22 protein-coding genes and 1 pseudogene are annotated in these 20,621 nt (G+C 39.5%); 3 read left to right on the plus strand and 20 right to left on the minus strand.

Going from position 1 to position 20,621, the window contains the following annotated elements; genetic code table 11:
• Position 1: 1 nt before the first annotated feature.
• The 3 genes from FKV70_RS13620 (at position 2) to FKV70_RS26250 (ending at position 2,103) form a co-directional block, all read left to right on the plus strand.
• Positions 2 to 601, plus strand: a complete 600-nt coding sequence (locus FKV70_RS13620; protein ID WP_137079019.1) for a hypothetical protein — start codon at positions 2 to 4, stop codon at positions 599 to 601.
• Positions 602 to 778: 177 nt separating this feature from the next.
• A complete protein-coding gene (locus FKV70_RS13625) occupies positions 779 to 1,570 on the plus strand; it encodes a hypothetical protein (RefSeq protein ID WP_142613178.1) in 792 nt (263 codons plus the stop codon).
• Positions 1,571 to 1,815: 245 nt separating this feature from the next.
• A complete protein-coding gene (locus FKV70_RS26250; RefSeq protein WP_208738404.1) occupies positions 1,816 to 2,103 on the plus strand; it encodes a hypothetical protein in 288 nt (95 codons plus the stop codon).
• Positions 2,104 to 2,132: 29 nt separating this feature from the next.
• Here the strand turns inward: FKV70_RS26250 and FKV70_RS13635 are convergent, their stop codons facing one another.
• From FKV70_RS13635 to FKV70_RS13720, 20 genes and pseudogenes are all read right to left on the minus strand, one after another.
• On the minus strand, positions 2,133 to 3,755 hold the full coding sequence (locus FKV70_RS13635) for a recombinase family protein (RefSeq protein ID WP_142613179.1): 1,623 nt from the start codon (positions 3,753 to 3,755) through the stop codon (positions 2,133 to 2,135).
• Positions 3,756 to 3,845: 90 nt separating this feature from the next.
• Entirely contained in the window at positions 3,846 to 3,971 is a 126-nt protein-coding gene (locus FKV70_RS26900; RefSeq protein WP_256873800.1) for an SHOCT domain-containing protein, read from the minus strand.
• Between the two features lie 62 nt (positions 3,972 to 4,033).
• Positions 4,034 to 5,188 carry an Ig-like domain-containing protein gene (locus tag FKV70_RS13640; protein ID WP_142613180.1) on the minus strand — a complete coding sequence of 385 codons (1,155 nt, stop codon included), beginning with the start codon at positions 5,186 to 5,188 and terminating at the stop codon, positions 4,034 to 4,036.
• Positions 5,185 to 5,475, minus strand: a complete 291-nt coding sequence (locus FKV70_RS13645; protein ID WP_142613181.1) for a hypothetical protein — start codon at positions 5,473 to 5,475, stop codon at positions 5,185 to 5,187. Before FKV70_RS13645 ends, FKV70_RS13640 begins: the two co-directional genes overlap by 4 nt.
• Positions 5,475 to 5,786 (minus strand): phage head-tail connector protein, encoded by a 312-nt coding sequence (locus FKV70_RS13650; RefSeq protein ID WP_142613182.1) that lies wholly within the window; start codon positions 5,784 to 5,786, stop codon positions 5,475 to 5,477. The genes FKV70_RS13645 and FKV70_RS13650 overlap by 1 nt, the downstream gene beginning before the upstream one ends.
• A complete protein-coding gene (locus FKV70_RS13655) occupies positions 5,779 to 5,997 on the minus strand; it encodes a hypothetical protein (RefSeq protein WP_142613183.1) in 219 nt (72 codons plus the stop codon). Before FKV70_RS13655 ends, FKV70_RS13650 begins: the two co-directional genes overlap by 8 nt.
• 97 nt (positions 5,998 to 6,094) lie before the next feature.
• Positions 6,095 to 6,924, minus strand: a pseudogene (locus tag FKV70_RS13660) (phage major capsid protein).
• Between the two features lie 32 nt (positions 6,925 to 6,956).
• Positions 6,957 to 7,571: a DUF4355 domain-containing protein gene (locus tag FKV70_RS13665; protein ID WP_142613184.1), complete on the minus strand. Its 615-nt coding sequence runs from the start codon at positions 7,569 to 7,571 to the stop codon at positions 6,957 to 6,959.
• A 779-nt stretch (positions 7,572 to 8,350) separates the two neighbouring features.
• Complete coding sequence (locus FKV70_RS13675) at positions 8,351 to 9,658, minus strand: phage portal protein (protein ID WP_142613186.1); 1,308 nt, start codon at positions 9,656 to 9,658, stop codon at positions 8,351 to 8,353.
• A 230-nt stretch (positions 9,659 to 9,888) separates the two neighbouring features.
• On the minus strand, positions 9,889 to 10,293 hold the full coding sequence (locus tag FKV70_RS13680; protein ID WP_142613187.1) for a VOC family protein: 405 nt from the start codon (positions 10,291 to 10,293) through the stop codon (positions 9,889 to 9,891).
• A 236-nt stretch (positions 10,294 to 10,529) separates the two neighbouring features.
• Positions 10,530 to 12,080 (minus strand): phage terminase large subunit, encoded by a 1,551-nt coding sequence (gene terL / locus FKV70_RS13685; protein WP_142613188.1) that lies wholly within the window; start codon positions 12,078 to 12,080, stop codon positions 10,530 to 10,532.
• Between the two features lie 104 nt (positions 12,081 to 12,184).
• The gene (locus FKV70_RS13690; RefSeq protein WP_142613189.1) at positions 12,185 to 12,913 is read right to left on the minus strand and encodes an ATP-grasp domain-containing protein; all 729 of its coding nucleotides are present in this window, start codon (positions 12,911 to 12,913) and stop codon (positions 12,185 to 12,187) included.
• 181 nt (positions 12,914 to 13,094) lie between these two features.
• The gene (locus FKV70_RS13695; protein WP_142613190.1) at positions 13,095 to 13,940 is read right to left on the minus strand and encodes a tyrosine-type recombinase/integrase; all 846 of its coding nucleotides are present in this window, start codon (positions 13,938 to 13,940) and stop codon (positions 13,095 to 13,097) included.
• A 159-nt stretch (positions 13,941 to 14,099) separates the two neighbouring features.
• Positions 14,100 to 14,843: a transposase gene (locus FKV70_RS13700; protein ID WP_142613191.1), complete on the minus strand. Its 744-nt coding sequence runs from the start codon at positions 14,841 to 14,843 to the stop codon at positions 14,100 to 14,102.
• A gap of 65 nt (positions 14,844 to 14,908) precedes the next feature.
• Entirely contained in the window at positions 14,909 to 15,070 is a 162-nt protein-coding gene (locus FKV70_RS26155) for a hypothetical protein (RefSeq protein ID WP_167669730.1), read from the minus strand.
• An 18-nt stretch (positions 15,071 to 15,088) separates the two neighbouring features.
• Positions 15,089 to 16,354, minus strand: coding sequence for a DNA modification methylase (locus tag FKV70_RS13705; RefSeq protein ID WP_142613192.1), 1,266 nt, complete (start codon positions 16,352 to 16,354; stop codon positions 15,089 to 15,091).
• Positions 16,355 to 17,151: 797 nt separating this feature from the next.
• Positions 17,152 to 19,164 (minus strand): hypothetical protein, encoded by a 2,013-nt coding sequence (locus tag FKV70_RS13710; protein ID WP_142613193.1) that lies wholly within the window; start codon positions 19,162 to 19,164, stop codon positions 17,152 to 17,154.
• Positions 19,165 to 19,178: 14 nt separating this feature from the next.
• Complete coding sequence (locus FKV70_RS26160) at positions 19,179 to 19,349, minus strand: hypothetical protein (protein ID WP_167669731.1); 171 nt, start codon at positions 19,347 to 19,349, stop codon at positions 19,179 to 19,181.
• Positions 19,350 to 19,458: 109 nt separating this feature from the next.
• Positions 19,459 to 19,875, minus strand: coding sequence for a hypothetical protein (locus FKV70_RS13715; RefSeq protein ID WP_142613194.1), 417 nt, complete (start codon positions 19,873 to 19,875; stop codon positions 19,459 to 19,461).
• Between the two features lie 137 nt (positions 19,876 to 20,012).
• The gene (locus FKV70_RS13720) at positions 20,013 to 20,603 is read right to left on the minus strand and encodes a ParB/RepB/Spo0J family partition protein (protein WP_142613195.1); all 591 of its coding nucleotides are present in this window, start codon (positions 20,601 to 20,603) and stop codon (positions 20,013 to 20,015) included.
• Positions 20,604 to 20,621 lie beyond the last annotated feature (18 nt).

Here is a 20,621-nt window from a genome sequence, read left to right on the forward strand (position 1 = left end):
AATGATACTTACTCTTGATATAAGTAATGAAGAATTTGATGGAATTATAGATGGTGATGGAGAATTTACACCGACTATTTTTTTGAATTTTCCAAGTGATATTAGAGGCATATATGAATTTGAACTCATAAATACAGTGATAGATATTTATAATTTTAAAGATCATATACAAAATCTAGGACTTCCTGTAAAAGATGATTCACTTTTTGTATTTGGAAAAATGAAAGTTCGAATTGAGGGGGTCAAGGGGGCAGATTTCAAACTAATTGAAGGTAACCTCCTTGCAGGACGTGAGCAATATTACAGTTGGCCCTATACAATTGATAGCGGTGATATTGTATGTAAATGCGGGGGGAAGTTATCTTTCCTAGAGGATTGCTACGTAGCATTAATGATTGTTACTGAAAGTAAGCCTAAAATAACATTAACATTTGATATTAAAGAAACAGTTCCTTTTGATTTTATGAATAGCAATAGCATAGAGCAAGCAAATTTAAAAAAAGTAGAGTCTAAACAAATGAGATCTCAAGGGAAGTTGTTTGATTTCGACTTTTTTCAAGAGTATTTTGGATCTGGGAGAAGAGCTATTAAGAGTGAGTAGTTCAAATGTTAAATAAAAGGATCATATAATGGCTCATTCTATCTGAAACGATGAGTAGGAATGAGCCTTTTTTCCACAAAAAAAATAATTTTTCATCCCTCCCTATTATTAGTCTACTAAAAGAACAAATTAAATGATTAAGATGACTTTTAAACTAAGCCTGTGAGGAAGAAATGTATGGTTGAAAAAATTATACAGCTATTAACAAACGCTACTTTAGATGAAGATGATAGTGTTATAGTAGCTGCTCTGAAATTATTAAAGAATGATTGCAATTTAGAAGAATTAGAAGGTGACTACTTTGCTAAACTTGTTAGTATGATTCCTCTGGTTAAAGAACAGAGTACAAAGGCACTTTTAATCGAAACAATTGTGGAATCTCCAGAATTCGTTAGCGACGATACGATACTGGACGAATATGTGAAACTTATATCAGAAGGTGCGACTAACGTTCAGGAAGCTGCAAGATGTTTAGGTGCATTTACCGCCTCCGGCTCTACAAACAATCAGATATTCTTACAATTGGCCAATAAATTAAATAGTAAATTTGCCGTTGAAATACTAGTTTCAATGGGGCGTTCTAATTGGGGAGAAATCCCTCATTACCTAGAATCATTTGCTCAAGAGGTTCAAATAGCACAAAGAATAAAATATCGTTCAGGAATAATTGCAGCTTTTTTATTAATTGCTCATCCTCTGTGTTCAAAATATGCTCATATCAGTTCGTTAGCTTTTGGGTATCCATTTACTGAAGCGGCTGTAAGTGATTGGGCGTGGGTAACTCCAAAAAACACAGAAAATATAGTACAAAAGAAAATAGTAACTTCAAGGGAAGCCGATGTATTAGTGAAATTAGGGGGCTTATTACGATATAATACGAACTTAAATTCAAACGAAGCTGCAAAGCTTTACACCGAATTTTTTGAAGATAAAAATCCATTTGATGTTATTTACACTTTACCAAAATAAAAAAATTAACGCCCAAGAAGCCGCTGCGGGAGGCGTTTCGTTTTCTATTAGACTTAGTCTTGTGTAGGTAAATAGAGGAAATATCCTCGCTCAAATGATTATTGCATCTTTAGCTTATAAGTTCATGTTGTATAATCTGTGTAAGAAATATGAAACATATCATCTTCCACACAAAACAATGACTTGCCATCCCTCCTCATCAGAGTTAACATACACACACTTCAACCACGGGAGGGAATCATAATATGTCAAATTGGCCAGATTGGTTTCTCGAAGCATTGCGTCAACGATTTTATCAACTAGAACTTGCCAGTGAACAACAGGCTTCTTTTTCATCAGAAGATGAGCCTCTGTTCACTCAAATGGATCAATTCAAAATGAACCAAAACGAGGATATCCAATGTCTATTATCTGAATGGGAAGAAGCCATAGGCTATCGGCTAAGTCAGGATAAACAATCCATCTATATGGAAGGAGTAAAAGACGGGATTCGATTGATTCTTCCCGTCATGCAGTCGACAGTTATTCGTTAGCCCATTGATCGTTTTAGCCTATGATTCTATTAGTCCAATATTTCATCTATGCTCATTCCACTTTTCAAGGTAAAAACAAAATGCGCTGGTGAGAGAATCGTGATCTTCTCCACCAACGCATTAAATAGGTTATCATCAAATTGCTTCAGTATATCTTGTCGCGAGCTTAAAAGTTGAATAATTTCATCGATTTGTTCCTTGATTTTTTCCTTCTGATCCTCTTCCTCCTCTAATTTCAGCATCTGTTGCCGTAGCTCGTTGAGTTCACTGGAAAGTCTGTTCGTCTCTTCATCATAAACCGTCTCATCCATCTGATTTCGCAGCTTGAGATTCACTAATTCCTTCAAGTCGGATTTCAATTGTTGCATCTTTCCTTCAATGTCCAATAGCTGTTCTTGCCCTGGTTTGCTGGAAAGTACCGATATAATATTGGCTTTCAGAGTCTTCATGAATCTTTCCTTGTTCTCATACATCCGGTTGAACAATCGTACAAACGCGGAATGTACAACTTGTTCATCGACTGCTTTAGCAGCACATGCTGCTTTACCTTCATTGACATTGGTTCGACATTGCCATACGACCTTCTTGGATGGGTTATTGCTGTTCCAGGTTCGGCGTTTAAAAATGACTCCACAGCGTCCACAATATACTTTACTGCTCAGTGCGTATTTATTCGAGTATCTTTTGCTCTCCCCCATCACACTCCCTTTCAGCTTGGCTCTCCGTTTCTTCTCCTTTTGCACCGCTTCAAATATTTCCTTGGATACAATCGGTTCGTGGTTATCCTCTATAAAATATTGCTGCTCTTGTCCTTTATTCTTGATCCGTTTATGGGTTAGAAAGTCAACAGTTACCGTCTTTTGCTGAAGCAAGGCTCCGTAATATTTCTCATTCGTCAAGATTAATGTAATGGAGGAATCCCACCATCTACTGCCTCCCGCAGCCGTTTTGATGTGATCTCGCATCAATCCTCTAGCAATCGCCTGATAGCTTTTGCCATCCAAATACTCCTCGTATATACGCCGCACAATCTCGGCTTCCTTCTCATTAATGACCAGTTCACCATGTTCATCCTTATCATAGCCAAGGAAGCGAGTCGTATTGCAGAAGACCTTGCCGTTTTGGAAGCCTCGTAATATGCCCCATCGACTGTTTTCAGAAATGTTTCGACTCTCGTCTTGGGCAAGGGAACTCAGGATGGTCAGCAATACTTCACCTGTGGTATCCAGTGTATTAATATTCTCCCGTTCAAAGAATACAGCCACTCCAAGACTTTTAAGTTCCCGTACATATTTCAATAAATCCAGTGTATTCCTAGCAAATCTCGAAATCGACTTGACCAGTATAAGATCCAGTTTACCGTTTCGTGCGTCCTTTATCATGCGATTAAAGTGCGTTCTATTTTTAGTGCTGGTCCCGGTGATGCCTTCATCTGCGAAAATATCCGCCATTTCCCATTCCAAGTTGTTTTGAATGTATTGAGTATAGTGATTCACCTGATTGGTATAGCTCTCCTTTTGCTCCTCGGAATCGGTACTAACTCGGCAATAGGCGGCGACTTTCTTCTTTTGAATAGATTGGATTCCCTCTACGATGTCCATCGTTTTAATGGGAACGATCACGACTTTTTTTGCGGTTGCGGCTTGTGCCATAGACGTTTCTCCTTTCGATATCTTCTTTATACGGTCACATGTTATAATGCGTGCGGTACATCATCAAGTCCATTTCTGTCCATGTGATAGCTACTTGAAAGACTTTTTATTCAGCTCATCAATCGCTATGAACTCTTCTTCTGTAATGACATTTTGTAATCTCAATTGCTTCAATAGACTTAGACTCAGTAAATAATCAATAGATTTTCGTTGCATATGTATGTGCTCCTTTGAAATAAAAATGGCTCACCACGAAGGCAAGCCAATAGATATAAAACTTAGAATAAATTCTTAAGGCTAATGGTCTTTTCTATGGTAATACTAGGATCACTTACTAAGGTGGCTGTCAGTACAAGGGCTTTATTGTTCGCTCCACTACTGCTTCCGGCTTTCACCGTAACACTATTTCCTGTACTCGCTGTCATACTTCCCTTAGTAGGAGGAGTCGAATCATCTTGATTCCGCAGGCTCCACTCCACCGACTGGTCAAACACTTCCGTTCCATGATCATAGATATGGCTGACGTATGAGGTGCTTTGGCCTGTTTTGAGTATAGGATTACCTGTAATGGCTATCGAATAGATATGCGTTCCTGTTTCGACGACTCTCTTTTCAATGGTGCTTTGTACTGCGGGGTGATACGTTAATTTTGCGGTGATGCTTGCTTGTCCCAAAGCGATACCCATCACCTGGCCTTGCTGGTCTACGCTAATTACACTCGGATCACTGGATGTATAGGTAATCGGCGGATGGGCTATCTCATTTCCATTATCCGTAGCAGACACATTCAACGGTATTGTTTCGTTTAAAGGTACATGGGCCATCGTTCCCTGATGAATATGTAATGCATATGTATGAGCAATCTCGTACTTCCATCTATCTGCAATGTTATGTTCCACGTCATCATAAGCTGTATTTATGCTATCCAATGTACAGCTTAACTGGATGATGCCATTCATCGTGCGATCAATTCCAGTCACTTTAAAAGGCTGATGAGTCATATAAAATCGTTGGCTTAATGTAATGCCCCTCGTATCTGTATTGTCTTGTACGGTAATCAGGATGTTGCCCTCTGGCATGGAGATAACTTTACCTGTTTCCGTTGAAAAAGTTCTGGCTTCTACCACAGCATCAAACCATTTCACCTGTCCATTCCAATTTAAAGCTAGTCGTTGATTACATTTTCGCATCTTGCCTCGACACGACTTTTCATTTTGATCCACCTGACTGGTAATTAAATATCGTTCATCACGATAGTCTACGATATCTCCTGTATTTAAAGGTGTTGCTGCCCGAATAATTTTTTCATCGGTCATTTGAATGGTATTTGTCGCATCTTGAATTGGAGCAAGCTGTCGCATACCATTAATATGCACAAGCTCTCCCTTCTCTCGCAGGAAGAAATCCAGCATGGGTCCTAAGCTTCGTGTCACTCCTTCACCTCCAATGCAAAATCCTGCTTGCAGCGATACAGATACAACTCCACATAATCGCTCCATTCCTTCATGTCCAAAATAATAAAGACAGCCTTGCCAATTCGAACATAGCCGTTTAATTGCAATAAAGATTCCAGTGGACAGAAAGCTCGATATGTTGTCTCTAGTATGTAACCATCTTCAAATGAAAAGCTTTTGCGATAAGGTTGTACATCTGCCATCATCGGCAGAACAGGTGTGAAATTGGCGTTATCCAAAATTTCCAGCTTCGTATCGTAGAACATTAATTTGTCCCGACCTTGATTTTAGGTAAAGGAAGAGCAAGCCGTATACTTGTCGGAATGCCTGTTTCATAGGTAGCTGAGCGTTCACCTTCCTGCTTATCTATTAGACCAACCGAATCCCTATTTTTATATAGATATACAGCATAATCGACCATAACGTCATCATATTCCACTGGCAGTGTTACCACGTTACAATAACCCAGAATATTTCCTCTAGCTTTATTCAAATAGTGGATCATGATATCATCCTTGGATATATCTATTAGCTCTATGCCCAAAAACCGTTTAAGTAAAATCAATGAATCATTCATGTGCTGCCTCCTGTTCCTCCTTTACCTGCTCCTTCCCGGTACGCTTCATGCTCTTGGTAGCTTGTACTTTCGTTTGGGCTGCTTCTTGCTTAGTCTCATTTGGTTGAGATTCCTCCACTTGCTCATAATGCCCACTAGTCTGTAACCGCAGCATTAACTCCTGATCTGTGACTTCCCATGTGCAGCCTGTCTCTTGATTCAAAAACCACATCTTATCACCCTCCAAAAATGAAATTAAGGGTATCCAAAACGGACACCCTAAACGTGTTTCTTCTATTATAATGTGTTCTCATATCATCCACTTGCAATTAAGATTTATTGGCTGTGAGTACAGTGAGAGCTTCCGGCTTGATACATTTAGCTCCGAATACCTGCAATCCTTTCACTGCATCTGAAAATTGCTTCTCTGGTCTGAAGGCTTCCACTGAATCCACTTGACCCGCAAACGATATGGCGCTCTTATGACCCGCAATAATTTTATACTTGGCTCCTCCAGTATTCGGCACATTGTTGGATTGTAAACCGTCATGCCATCGATATCTCCGACATAGCCTGTGCGAATAACATTCGGGTCTTTCGTGAAACGAGCATCCTTCAAAAGCAAGCCATAATACCATGCGGGAACCACCACAAATCGTTCCGTTTCAGGCACATTGTTCTCATCCAATAGTACGCCTAAATCAATCAGTAAATCATACGCCGTTGAAGAAGTTGGAATAATGGGCGTTGCATCGTTACCCATCGTATTCTCAGCTTTAACCTCTGTGTAGAATCCAGCAAGATACTGATCCACTACATTGGCAAGTCCATACGAAGCTTCCACGATTCCACCATCCAATAAGTTTACATTCGCTTGAGCAGCATCGACATCATCCACTTGAAAGTTGAAATACTTCGCTTGATCAATCACCAACGTTTTTTGCGTGGCATCCAGTTCCTGCGGATTACCGATCCCTGCAATTTTATCATAATTACCAATCGTTACTGCCCCAATGGAATTGATTTTTACGGTGGAGCCTTGACCTCGGATCTCACCTTCATAATCGGTATTGATCACATTTCCATACACCAGATTCTTCTTCAGACTTTCATTTAAACGTGCGCTCCAAATGGTAGGAATAAAATGTTGTACTGTCATATTCTAATCACCCTGTCCTTTTCTATTGATTATTATTTGTTTTGTAATGCTTGTTTGACTTGATCCCAATGCTGATTAATTTCGTTTGGGGACATCCCTTTAATTGAATCCAATGTAAATGTGCTACTCGTTGAACTAGCCGGGGGTGTATATCCATCCCCTTTGAGCCGTAGCTCGACTTGCTGTTGGATAGCCATTTGCAACGATTGTTCCAACACAGCTAAATTTGCTGTCGTCGCTTCTTCATCTGCACCAATAAAAAAATCCACTAAAGGGAGTGGAAGTTTCTTCTCAGATGCTATTTTTACCGCTTGGCTGGTTAACCGTTCACGCTGCTTCTCTAGCTTCATATTCTCGACTTCGGCTCGTAGCTTCTCAACTTCGATTTCTTTCTCATCCTTCGCCGGGAATCGCTTCTTGATCTCAGCATCCACTGCACTTTCCAGATGATTGGCCTTCCACGTTTCAAGCGATTTAGCGGATCGCTTGTCCACCGTGCTATCGAACCAACTTTTTGCTTCCTTGTTGGATTGGATATATCGCTCTATCCCTTCTACGCTATACGGATTCAAACCCTGAAGATACGTTTGCCATTCCTCGTTTGTTTGGTTTTCCTCAATCAACTGCTTCATTTGTTCTAAATTCATTTTCGTTAATCTCCTTTATTGCCCATCCGACTCCTCAGAACCGGACACGCTTATGTATGTATGGAGCCTTTTTATGTCATGCTCAGGACAGGGATGTTACGCTTTAGAAATCACAAAAACGAGGAAAAGGTACAAACATACCAACTCCCCACTTTTGCCTGTTTTTCATCCTTTGTTTATGCATATTTTGGATAGCCTAAAGCGTTACATCCACCCTATTGCTTACCTAAACCTCAGAAACGTATATGTATGGTGAAACTGTATCATATTGAATATCATGTTCAAGACAATCATGTAACGCATTAGAAAACGCAAAAGTGACGAAAAGGTACAAGCATACCAACTCCTCATTTTCGCCTATTTTTAATCCTTTGTTTATATGACTTTTTCAACCTCTAAAGCGTTACATCGAGCTGTCTTTTTGTCTGAACTTCCGAACACGCGTCCTGATACTTTCTTTTCTCGCCCTACCTCTACACTTGTCACAATATTTCTGCCGATTCGAATTTGCCGAAAATGTTCCTCCACAACGTGTACAGTTCACCCTCGGCTTTGCTGTCTTAGGCTCAGTCTCTACATTACGTTTAAACTTATATTCTTGATCCAGCTTCTCGTCCATTGGCAAAACCCCATTTTCAAAATATGTACAACGGGGCAGAGCATCATTTTGACTAAAGAATATACATGGGCTATCTTGTAAACAGCAATAATTCGGGATGCCATGTTTCGTTCCGAGATAACACGCACAATTATTCTTAACCAGCCGCTTGATGCTATTTTTATTCTGCATTCGTTACCTTCTTATCCGTACCAACTAATCGTTGTTGTTCTGCATGAAATTTATTGAATTCCAGCTTGGGATTCTCTACAAACGGAAGCAACGTCAGCAGTGTTTCCTGTGAGACCACTTCTTTCAGTTTCACAATCACATCTGCCATCCCCACCAAATCTGTTGGCAGGTTCCTTGTGAATTTTACGGCGATATCTCGATAATCATATTGAACGCCTTCTTTAATGTGCAGGAACGTAAAGAAATTTCGTAGACGCTGCTTGATCACCTTTTCCATCAACGCTTCACGCATCGCCACTCGATTCTCCAAATTTAGCAACTTATTTCGCAGTGCCAAGGAGGACGTATTACTGGCCCAATTCTCATTAAAGTTGACCTGATCCATCATGTCGAAGATTTTGCGTTCAATATTGTCCAACTCATTTTTCACAAAAGAATCATTAATCTCCTTCGTAAGCCAACTTACCTTTCCTCCAGCCGGAACCTGAATAATGCCCATCTTCTTCATATTCAATAAGTCCTCAGCTTCCAGCTTGGCATTTTCAATCACCAGATAGGCATTGCGATGATCTGCGATTTCATTGACCAAATCAGAATTCAAAGCGTTATAAGCATCAAATAAAGAAATCACATCATGGAAGCCGCTTTTCCTCTCCGTATTGGCTGGACAAGAGATAAGCGGTACTCTTCCAAAGATGTGTTTATGTTTGCCGATATATTTTAATTCAGATACTTGGTTCGACCTACTCCGATTGTGTTTGTCGTCGTTGCCGATTGTATAATGTAGAATTTCATGGTCGGTATACACGTCCAAATACACTTGCTTATCAAAACGTTTTGTAAATTTATGTAGTCCTAGTAGTACATTTTGTTCTGCTGTTCCATCTTCCAACATATACGCATTCAAAGGAGATAGCACCGTGGCTGAAAACTGGCCATACGAGTCGATATAATTCAACTCAAAGCTCTCTCCAAAGATTTCGGATTGTTTTCGAAGCTGTAGATTATGCTCCTTATCCCAATAACTCATATGTACATCGATATTATGTATGGCTTCATCCTGATCCGACTTGGACACATAGTTTACTGGCTTACCGAGCAGATAACCCACTTCGTTATCTACAAACTTACGTGGAAAATTGAAGATAAGCTTTTGATTACTTCGACTTTCTTGCATCGCATAGTTCTTAAGAATGGCATGCTGACCATTGTAGTAATCTGAATATTTCTGTTTGGCTAATGCAGACGATTGGAGTTGGTTTAGGCACTCTAATATGATTTGTTCGGTTATTTGCAAATAGGTTCTTCCTTTCAAAATAGATAAAGTAATTGTTGCTTAAATACATAAAAGAACCACCTTTAATAAGATGGTTCCTTGTTGAATTAACGTTCTCCGTTAGTTTAGTGAATCAAAGGAACCTCCTCCCTTCTAAACAGATAACCTTTCTAGGTACCGCGCTACAAGGGCCAGTCTCAATTTCACAGTGAGTGAGGCTATAAGGAGAGGCAAAACTGTTTCCCCATGAGTCACCCCCTACCACTGAACCTTTTGATCGCTTCCTCGGTCACCGGCTTGAAGAGGTTAATGAGGTTGCCGTCGGGATCACGAAACAACACAGCACGGTTCCCCCACGGCATCGTGGTCGGTTCCTTTACCCACTCGCCGACAAACGGCTTCAAGCGCTCGTATTCGGCATCGACATCATGGACGAGGAACTCGAGTATGACAGTGCGATTGTCTGCCGCCACTGCGGAACCAATGCCGAACAGCGGCACAGTATGGGAGTGACCGATCGCCAGGGTGCACGATGGCACAACGAGTTCGGCAAAGGCTGCCGCGGGACGTTCCGCTGAAACACCCATGACTCTCTCATAGAACTCTACAAGACGATCCACATCGTCGGTAATGATACGTACAGAAGCAAAATTCATAAAATACCATCCTTTCTATAATAAATGATACAGTATCTTATCAGGGCAAGAACAAGCTATCCACCCCATTATGTTTACCTAATCGATAATAAACTAACGCTACTGACAACGTTATGTCAGTAGCATTTTAACATTTTCGGGTATTCTCTCTGCTAAAGTTGATACCCGTTTATATATTCTGCCTGTTAGCTTAACGAGATTGGGTAAAATAAAAACTTGAGTTTTTAGCAAAACCATTAAAATAACAAGCTGCGATCATAAAACTTTAAACTCTTAACAGACTGAATCAATTGAACAGCCCCATATAAACTATCCGGCGCATCATCGTATGTACAGTTTCGATTATAGTCCTTCACCTGATGGTTATATCTAAGGTTATCTGCATTGAACAGAATATGACCCTTCTTAACCTCTGGTTCCAAGCTAATAATGCGTTCATGCTTCTGTCCCTTGGAATGCACACTTTCTACGGGTGTATGTATCTTCGCTTTCCATAGCTCTTCTTCAAACTTTTGCTTCATATAGCTTTGCGCTTGATTGACTTCAAATCCCAGCTTATCTACAGGATAAAGCTTCAATTTTTCAATAGCCACTTGGAACAAATCATCCGGCAGCAGTTTATAGATATTACCATCAATCACGTACATCTGCTTCGTCTTCCGATGCTGCCCAATAATTGAAACCGCAGAATAGTCATTTTTCTTCCCTGCTTTAATCGCTGGGTCAATATACATGGCAAGTTCCATGTCTTCGAACTCAGGCAACCTTTCCCAATACATCAGATTCTGAAATATGTATTCATCAGTTGAGCGCGGATCATTCTGCAATTCTTTATAGAAGCTCTTTTCGCCCATCGCTTGCTTCTTGCACATCAAATAATAGTAGTCCAAATACTCGCTCCACAGTATTTCCGTACCCTCTAACATTTCCTCCTCATTCGCCATAAAAAAAGACAAGGCCGTATTGATCCTGTCTTCGTCTTGCAAGTTATTATACATTCGTTCCCACTCTGACCACAGATCATCCCGTTCTGAAAATTGAAGCACGGCTGCTTTACGAACACTTCGCACACCTGGGATTTTACCTTTGAGCAGATCGGCCATAATATCTTCTTCATTCAAAATGGTTCCACAGATCAGAATATTCGTATCCCTTGTTCCAATAGGCAGAATAACATCTGTAAATGTATTTTTAATTTGTTCTCGTTTGGCTTCGGATCGTGCAGTGTCCTCCTTGAGTAAATCATCCATTAGAACCAGTGTGGGACGATGATGCTTATAGTGAATACCTCTCAAGCTGCCATCTATGCCACGAATCATAATACATGAGTCCAGCCCACCTTTACTCTTGAGCCATATTTCATTGTTGTTCCAGCGGCTCCCTTTTCGAATCCCAAAATCCTCAATCAGCATCTGATTCGTTTCCAATTCATCTTTGATCATATCCAAGAAGGGTAATGCAATTTGTTCTGTGGCAGATATGATCAATGTAAATTGTGATTTATCATATAAAGTTGCATACAGCGGAAATAAAAAAGAACTGATCGTTGACTTTCCATGCTCCCTTGGGAGGCCGAAAGCCGTAATCAGTCCAGTATGGGCAAGCATATGTTTTAATTCTGAAAATAACTCTTGATGAAACTTGCCAAATGCTCGATCAAAATATTTAGGAAAATAGGCCAATGCAAAAAATTCAATATCCATCTCACCTATAAGCTTCCGTAATTCAGAGAAGGAGAACGTTTCGATCAGTTGTTTCATTTTCGGTGCTTTAAAATGTTTCTCCATGTATTGTTTCATTAATTCGGTTTGGCGTTGTTGTTCTTGGTTTATCGTTTCAATTGTTGCGGCTTCTTTTTATTGATTTGTTGTATTCATTTCATTGTAAAACTTTAAAAATCACACTCATCTATCGTACTGGTCAACTCAGCCCATCTGGCCGATAGCAACTTCGCATAGTCCAAAGAAAACAATCCATAATGCCCTAAGGAATAACCGTCATTAACTTCTACTAATAATGTTTCTCCTTTATCTGTTAGTCCAAAATCCACCGCATACCCTTTAGGAGCAGCTTGAAATTGTGAGACCACATTTTCAACTACCTTATAGTCAAAGTGTGCTCTCCAGTTTCCTTTATACCTTCGAATGTCTAATATATTCCCATACCGAACAAAACATCTCCACTCTGCCACAAAATTCACAATATCTGAACATAATATTTCCGGGTCTTCACCATATGTACTGCAGCCAACTAAATCCTTCGTGCTTCTAACGACAACGCCAGTAAACTTCTTATCCTCGACAGGCTTAATAAAAACATTCCAGTTCTCAGGGTTATTTGCTATGAAACTTAGTTTAGACTTCCAGATCTTCCTGCCCAAGTAAGCTGTTAACTCTTGCGGATAATCAATTTCAGATGCAACAATGTCATGTATATGGAGTGCTGTTCGTACATCATCCACATAGCTAACTACGATATCTTCTTTGTTATGATCAGTTAGCTTATTTATATTTTCAAAATAACGTATTTCAAATCCCATCTGCTTAAACCCATCAAAAGCTGCATAAAAATTGTGATTTGCAATTTCATGATCAAGACCTTTTCTAATATATACCTTCATGAAGACCTCCTACCCATACATTTCCGATGTGAACCTCTTACTCTTATTCAAACAATACAGTCAGTCCTAAAATGATTTCACCATAAATTCATCACAAAAACTTCTTCACTCTTTGCTGGCGGCTTCGTTTTCACCGTTGGAAGCCCCCCCCTGCTAAGCAACGATAAAAAGAAGTGGTTCATTACCACTCAATATTCGACAAAGCCATTTCCATATCCTGCTGTGTTGTTAGGGTATAAATATTGGTTGTTGCTACGTGATCATGTCCAAGGATTTGCTGGATGGTGGTCAAAGGAGTCGTTTTGACCAGCTTATAACCAAGTGTATGTCTCAGCATATGTGGTGTGACCTTAACGTTGATCCGATCCCCGTATTTGTTCAAAATCAGATTAATCGCATTTCGCTCCAAAGGCCCTCGCTGTCCAATAAATAAATATTCTGATTCCACTTGTGGTCTGACTTCGAGATACCGAGTAATGGCTTTTCGCACATCCTTATTCAATGGTATGGTTCGAAAGGAGTTCCCTTTACCGAATACCTTCAATATTCCTTTGCGTTCACTTATTTCAATATCCCTTAGCTTGATACCAACCAATTCGCTTACCCGTATCCCTGTTCCCAGCAACAATTCAATCATACAGATATGCATTCGATTCCCCATACGGTGAATTTCATTTCGTAGCTTCCACAAATCCTTTTCCGCTAACCCTTTGTATTGCCGAACGACCTTATTCCTGACCGCTTCGATATGTATTTCTTCCTTTATATAGCCTTGCTGATGCATCCACTGTGCAAATACATTGATACTGGCGATCTTGCGGTTGATGGTCAGTATCGCTTGATTGGTGCTTTGCAGATATTTCTTGTATTCTACGCCATCCAGTTCAATCCACTTGTTCAGTCCATATTCCGTCTTGCCCCCATACCAGGCTATAAACTGCAATACGTCCCTAATATAACAGGAAATCGTATTTTCACTCCGATCCTTGCTCCGTAAATATGCTTCAAACCCTTGTATATACTTCATTTTCTCCCCCACCTTTCGCTCGTGTGTCACATCATAGCGTTGATTCGGGGGAAAGTCCACTCATTACATAACTTATCTTATGCACTTAGTCTGGGCAATTTACTGGCTAATTCAGGGCTGAAACTGGCGTTTATCTATACAAATACTAACGACATAACGTTACGGCTGCGAATCATCCGGCTCCATATATCCTTCCTCCATCTCGACCGATTCCTCAATAGCTTCATAATCGGCATCCACTACATCGGCTTCAATCATATCCAGAAATAGCTGCTTGCGTTCCTGTTCTAGCGCTTTCGTATTGACCAGCAGTTCACGGCGATCATTCCACTCGTTAGGTGCACGGTTCTTTAAGTAGAAGATCATCGCTGTCGGATTGGGAGGCTGATATCGCTTGACTTTCTCGATACGCGTCTTCTTTTTTCCATTTTTGTCCTCTTCAATAATCGTTTTTATTTCTTCATATTCATACCCCGTAGCAGCTTTCAAAAGTGAATTTTCTACGTGTGAAATAGGGACAGATCTGCTCCATTTGACTAGTTCAGCCAGCATCGGATGTTTATTAATATACTCGTACCAAGTCGTTTTACCAATATCGAGTTTCCTGATTATGTCCTCTGCATTCACGCCTTCTTCGAACCATTGCTGAATCTCCGCTAACCGAGGATATACATGGGTCTCCCACTTGGTTGGACGTTCTAATGCTTCAGCAAATTTGGGATGCTTTCTACGATAATCGCCTAATGTCCAAATATGAATATTTAATCGTTTCGCAATCTCCTCATCTGTTGCTCCTTCACGTACCCAAACGGGAATATCCCTGAGCCTTGGCACAACAAATTGATCATACTTGGTCAATATCTTTGGCCTGTTTCTTTTTGGTTTGTCATTATTTTTGCTCATTCTGCTCACCTCCAGCACGAAAAAAGGGAACAGCCAAATATCGACCATTCCCCATATGTATCAGCTTATCCTTCTAACTCAGCCTCGTAAAACAATTCGATATCCTCGATCACCTTTTGAATCAACTCATTGTCCTCCGTAGCTTCCACAGCCCCTAGCACACTTACCTTTTCGATTTGCATGCCTTTTAGGAATCGAATCACCATATTCACTTTTGCCTTACCCAATTCAATCACCCTTTCGGTTTAGTCAGCACATGATACCTCTGACCTTGCCGACTCAGCAACCACTTCCTGATAGTCATACTGCTTACCATCTCGGATCAAATATACGCCGTTATCGCTGCCAACATGGGCAATATATCGCCTCACAATCACATCTACATATTTGGGATCAAGCTCACAGGTATAGCAAATCCGACCCGTTTCCTCACAAGCAATCAACGTTGAACCTGAACCACCAAAAGGATCAAACACGATATCACCAAGCTTACTGGAATTTTTAATTGGGTAGCTAATCAAGGGAATCGGCTTCATCGTGGGATGATATTCATTCCGAAATGGGCGATCAAATTGCCATAATGTCGTTTGCTTTCGATCACTATTCCAATAGTGTCCACCTGTCGGCTTCCAACCGTACAATACGGGTTCGTGCATCCAGTGATAATCACTTCTGCCCATTACCATCGCTTGCTTAGCCCATATACAACACTGTGCCAGTTTGAATCCAGCTTCGATAAATGACTTCCTAAAATTCAAACCTTCACTATCCGCATGGAACACATAAATACTTGCTCCGTCATCTGCTACTTCAAACATTTGAGTATAGGCAGCCAATAGGAAATCATAAAACTGGTCATTGTCCATTTTATCGTTCTCTATTTTCAATGCAGCCTTCGCCTTGCCCGTATAGTCCACATTATAAGGTGGATCAGTTACAATAAGCTGAGCCTTCTTACCATCCATCAATGTTGCGATATCCTGCGGATTAGTCGAGTCACCGCATATGAGCCTATGCTTACCAAGTAACCAGATGTCACCTTTACGAGTGATCGGATGTTCAGACAATGCTTCCTCTACATTAAAATCATCCTCATCATCGGCTGTTTCTTCATGTAATGTATCCAGCAACTTCTCACACTCGCTCATATCAAATCCAGTTAGAGAAAGATCATAATCAGCCAGCTTTAATTCTTCCAGTTCCTGCGCCAACAATTCAAAATTCCAATCTGCATACTCAGCCGTTTTGTTATCAGCTATTCTAAAAGCTTTGACCTGTTCTGGTGTTAAATCATCAACCAGTATTGTTGGGACTTCCTTTAGTCCGAGCTTCTTGGCTGCTAACAGTCGTGTATGTCCTGCTATGATTTCATGATTGCTGTCAATTAGAATGGGATTTTTAAATCCATAACTTTGAATACTCGTTGCTACATAATCTACAGCTTTTTCATTATTTCTGGCGTTTTTTATGTACGGAATTAACGTTTCTACGTTTACGAATTTGATTTCCAATCCACTTGATCCCCCTTTCTACCTTCATTTTTAAAAAGGCTGCAATCCACATCCAGGTAAAAAACACACCAACCGCAGTGATAAATCGTAATATTTCTATGATTATTGCTTGTAACATTAATAGCATTGTTGTTGCTCCTCTCTAAATAAAAAAGGAACCCTAGCTCATAGCCAGAGTTCCCGTGTAGCCTAAATTGTAATTGTAAATCTGCTCATTGTGTCACGTGACACATTTTACTCTTTGTAAGCTCGACTTTTTCAATTTTAAAATTTTGCAAATATAAACGTACATTCAACAAGATTAATTTCAATCTGTAAAACGAGAATTTTAAAATAAGCAGCCTGACTACAAATGAATATATGTCTTAGACATGAGGTAAAGACCATTTCTCCATTTCATTCTTTCTAAGTTTAGGCTATATCAATGGACTGACCTCAGTTTCCCCTATATATAGAAAAGTAGGGCCACGTCCAATCAATCACGTTCAAGAAAAATAAAATGAAGACAGCCAACGATGTTGGATGGCTACGGAAAGAAATAATTTGTTTACAAATTTTTGTTGACGGCTTCTTTTGATCTTAACGTTTGTACCCACATAAAGGGAAACTCTCTCACCATCTCGATAAAAACCACTTCGCTACGCTTCGTAAACGGTATTCATCGACCTGCCGCCGTTTCCCCTCTTGCCTTCGGCAATTCACCCTTTTGCGGCTCATTATGAACAATTTATTTGCAAATTTATCATAAGAGGAAGAAATCTTCCCTTAATATTAGGGAGAAAATCTTCCTTTCCACTCTATGATAGTTTACGATAATGCTCGCTAACCACGTGATCGGTGAATGCATCTTGATCCACTAGCATAAACAACCAATATTGTCGTCCAACTTTTGAGGTTCTTTCATATAACAATATATTATGATTCTTTAACTCACTCAAAATGAATTGCTTTCTATTTCCCTTCCAATTATCTCTAAACCACTGATATAGTGCTTTTCCACCTATTTCCTTAGCGGTAAGCTTGATATTCTTTTTGCCCACCATGAGCTTAACCATTTCGATCATTTTCTTGGAACAAGCTTTCTTAAATCGAAGCTCATTATGTAATTGATGCATATGGACTCGTTCATCCGGCAATCTAAATTCCTGTTGTACTAATGTTAACCATTCTGTCCGTTTCGAGTACATCACAATATCCACTTCTTCGGGTAAATTTACATTGCGTAGGGATGTTCTATGAATAATTTGCGAGAGATTAGCCAGCACATCTTCTATACATAGTTTTTGTATTCTCTCATCTGTAAACCAGTTCCCTTTATTTCGATTCTCATTTAAGGATATATCGATGTCTACACCATACATGGCTACAGCGATTTCCCGATAATGCCTAGGTGGGCGAATGGGAACACCAAACAAGGCCATCGCATTAAAGCTAGAAAAATCATTATTACCTACCACATTGAAAAGATGTTTCCTCATATCATCATCTGGCTTCTGCTTGATTGTGAAAAATTGCTTGAGCTGCTCGTCCGTAATTACACCCTCAGCGTGATAAAATGCGATATCATCCTGTTTAGGTAATGCAATCATTTTGAAATTTGGACGTTTTTCTTGTAGTTTACTTTGTATCTCCAAGAAATCTCCTGCTATTGCTTCCTTGACTTCTTTCAGTTCACGGTAAGATAATGTTGTGGACGTATTTATATTTTTCCATCGAATATTCAACCGCTCAGCATATCGATGAACATTTGTCATGGGGATCAGTTCAAATCCAGAACGCTCATATATACTTTGGCTGATATGTGCTGTCCCGTCCAAAGTCAGCATATGGGTATGTAAACGACTATAGTCCAGCCACTCTGAACAAATAATAGCTTGCTTATTCGTTCGTTCTATACAGCCGATATGATCCTTTGAATACATCTTCATAAACCACGTGTATCTTCTCATATCCTCAAGTTCACCTTTAGCATCAGCCAATTTAGCCAGGATGGTATTGAAGAACCGTTCTCTTTCTGAACCCTCTATAAATCGATTCAATCGTAATGTTGAATGGGAAGTTACATTGTCCTTTAATTCCAAATTGATCAACTCACTCAGGATATCTCTAGCTTCCTTAAATTCTCGATTACTTAAATGAATGCGGTCTGCCAAATGCTCAAACCAGTCAAATGAATTATCTTTACTGCCAATATCCCAGACACAACTGTCGTAGTAAATAGGCATCTCGTCTATGATCACCAATCGTTTCCACTTATGTACTTCTTTTTGTCGAGCATCATCTTTCGTATTCTTAGCTCGCTGCGGGTAATATAATAAATAGTTATTTATGTGCTCATCATCTAACATCAAATCTCGAAGTCTCTGCTGAGGAATACATAAAATTTGATATTTTCTCATGGTATCTATCATTTTATGAATCTCATCAGAATTGACATATGCAATAGCGTCTGGTATTTCATGTTGCTTGGCAAATTCAGAGACATCCTTGTATACATTATTCTTCATCGTGTCGTTATTATTAAACACAAGCAATAGCGGATACTTTTCATGTTGATTTGAAGCATTTTTCTTTAATAGACTCTTGCATAGAACATTTAATGCTGTACTTTTCCCTGTACCGGGAGCAGAATTAACTACCCATGACAAATAGGATTCTTCACGTTCAGATTCATCCATATTCATTTGATATCCCTTATGTATAAAACTCGTTAATGCATGATATGTTTCCATAAACGCCTCTTCGTGGAGACTGTTCATATGCGAACGAGAAATATAAGCTTCCAGATCGCTCCATTGATTCACTGCCAAATCAGATTCACTCTTTATATTTTCAGTTGCTTAATTTCCTCTAAAGCCTGTTGAAATTCTTCATTAATAGCATACAACCAAAACTTTTGATGCTTATCAATCGTCAAAGCGCGAGTAATATACCGGATATTTTTATCCTGTAATTTCCGCATCATCTGACCATCATAACAATAAAAATAGCTCATTCAGATTCACTCCTCTCATTGTGGAATTGCATCCATATATTAGGTGTCACCCAAGCGCCCGTGTTAACAGGCGCATAGCATGGCCTAAGAATGTGTCACGTGACACTATTTACTCCATGGCCAGCAAGTCATCCAGTATGTCATCCGTTGAAACATTATTCTCTTTGGCAATATGATCTAATTGTTGCTTATAAAATTTGATTTCTTCCGTTATCGTTTCCAATGATTTATCCTCTAAAGAAGCGCTGTAATTTTCGCACTTTTTCAATTCATCTTGAAAACGATTTAGATTCCATTTTTCTTCTATATTAATATCAGAGTGAAAAAGTTCATTACGGATATCATCCCAAAATTTCTCAAGCATCCACGGTCTTACTTCAGAATTAAAATGTTCTTTACAACGTTCCATATCATAACCAATTGCAAAATCAATATCTTCTTCTGCAATGTTGGAGATATGAAGATGATTGATGATACAATCCATTTGAGCCGTTAAAGCGAATCCTCTATTTTTAGAAACAACCATAGAACCAAGTCTCTTATAATTCAAAATAGGCGAGATTATTAAACCGTAATGCCAACCATCCACCCAACTCTTGACTTCGTTTACGGTTAGCTTTTCTTTTTTTATGTCATGCTTCTCCCAAAATGAACTATGAAATTTCAATTGATAGTTTTCAAAATGACTTTTTCTTTCTGTGAACCGTCTTCATGAATGAATTTTGATGTCGGTTTGTTTTTTAGCAATCTGTTCAAAAACGATTCCATTTTCAATAATTGCTTGGCATGACCATCTGAAATATACCCCTCTGCAATCCAATCGTGAATAAAAGGTAATAGTTTCAATAGTCTTAAGCGGCTTGTAACAAAGGCTCTGTTTTTGCTCACTTTTTTGGCAATTTGGTCATGCGTGTATCCTCTTTGTACATACTCATAAAATGCGTGAGCTTCTTCAATAGGCGTCATTTGTTCCCGTTGGATATTTTCAATGACAGATAGATGAAAAGCTTCTTCATCGCTCAATTCTTTTACTTTCACTGCAATCGTATCCAGTCCAGCCATTTGACTTGCTCGATATCTGCGCTCCCCTTGAACAATTTCATACTGACTTCCCAGTGGTCTGACCAATATGGCTTCTTGTAAACCATCGCTTACAATGGATGCTGCAAGTTCCTGCAAAGACTCCTCGTTAAAATGCTTGCGTGGCTGATTTGGATTGGTAACGATCTGGCTTAATTTTAATGTGATGTTCAAATGATGATATCTCCTTTA

Origin of the sequence: Paenibacillus ottowii, assembly GCF_006874425.1 — a bacterium.
In the GTDB taxonomy this organism is placed as follows: Bacteria; Bacillota; Bacilli; order Paenibacillales; family Paenibacillaceae; genus Paenibacillus; species Paenibacillus ottowii.

Coding starts and splice junctions, on each gene's coding strand:
- FKV70_RS13620 (WP_137079019.1), top strand. CDS start 2: ATGATACTTACTCTTGATATAAGTAATGAAGAATTTGATGGAATTATA.
- FKV70_RS13625 (WP_142613178.1), top strand. CDS start 779: ATGGTTGAAAAAATTATACAGCTATTAACAAACGCTACTTTAGATGAA.
- FKV70_RS26250 (WP_208738404.1), top strand. CDS start 1,816: ATGTCAAATTGGCCAGATTGGTTTCTCGAAGCATTGCGTCAACGATTT.
- FKV70_RS13635 (WP_142613179.1), bottom strand. CDS start 3,755: ATGGCACAAGCCGCAACCGCAAAAAAAGTCGTGATCGTTCCCATTAAA.
- FKV70_RS26900 (WP_256873800.1), bottom strand. CDS start 3,971: ATGCAACGAAAATCTATTGATTATTTACTGAGTCTAAGTCTATTGAAG.
- FKV70_RS13645 (WP_142613181.1), bottom strand. CDS start 5,475: ATGTTCTACGATACGAAGCTGGAAATTTTGGATAACGCCAATTTCACA.
- FKV70_RS13650 (WP_142613182.1), bottom strand. CDS start 5,786: ATGAATGATTCATTGATTTTACTTAAACGGTTTTTGGGCATAGAGCTA.
- FKV70_RS13655 (WP_142613183.1), bottom strand. CDS start 5,997: ATGTGGTTTTTGAATCAAGAGACAGGCTGCACATGGGAAGTCACAGAT.
- FKV70_RS13665 (WP_142613184.1), bottom strand. CDS start 7,571: ATGAATTTAGAACAAATGAAGCAGTTGATTGAGGAAAACCAAACAAAC.
- FKV70_RS13680 (WP_142613187.1), bottom strand. CDS start 10,293: ATGAATTTTGCTTCTGTACGTATCATTACCGACGATGTGGATCGTCTT.
- terL (WP_142613188.1), bottom strand. CDS start 12,080: ATGGAGAAACATTTTAAAGCACCGAAAATGAAACAACTGATCGAAACG.
- FKV70_RS13690 (WP_142613189.1), bottom strand. CDS start 12,913: ATGAAGGTATATATTAGAAAAGGTCTTGATCATGAAATTGCAAATCAC.
- FKV70_RS13695 (WP_142613190.1), bottom strand. CDS start 13,940: ATGAAGTATATACAAGGGTTTGAAGCATATTTACGGAGCAAGGATCGG.
- FKV70_RS13700 (WP_142613191.1), bottom strand. CDS start 14,843: ATGAGCAAAAATAATGACAAACCAAAAAGAAACAGGCCAAAGATATTG.
- FKV70_RS26160 (WP_167669731.1), bottom strand. CDS start 19,349: ATGAGCTATTTTTATTGTTATGATGGTCAGATGATGCGGAAATTACAG.
- FKV70_RS13715 (WP_142613194.1), bottom strand. CDS start 19,875: ATGGTTGTTTCTAAAAATAGAGGATTCGCTTTAACGGCTCAAATGGAT.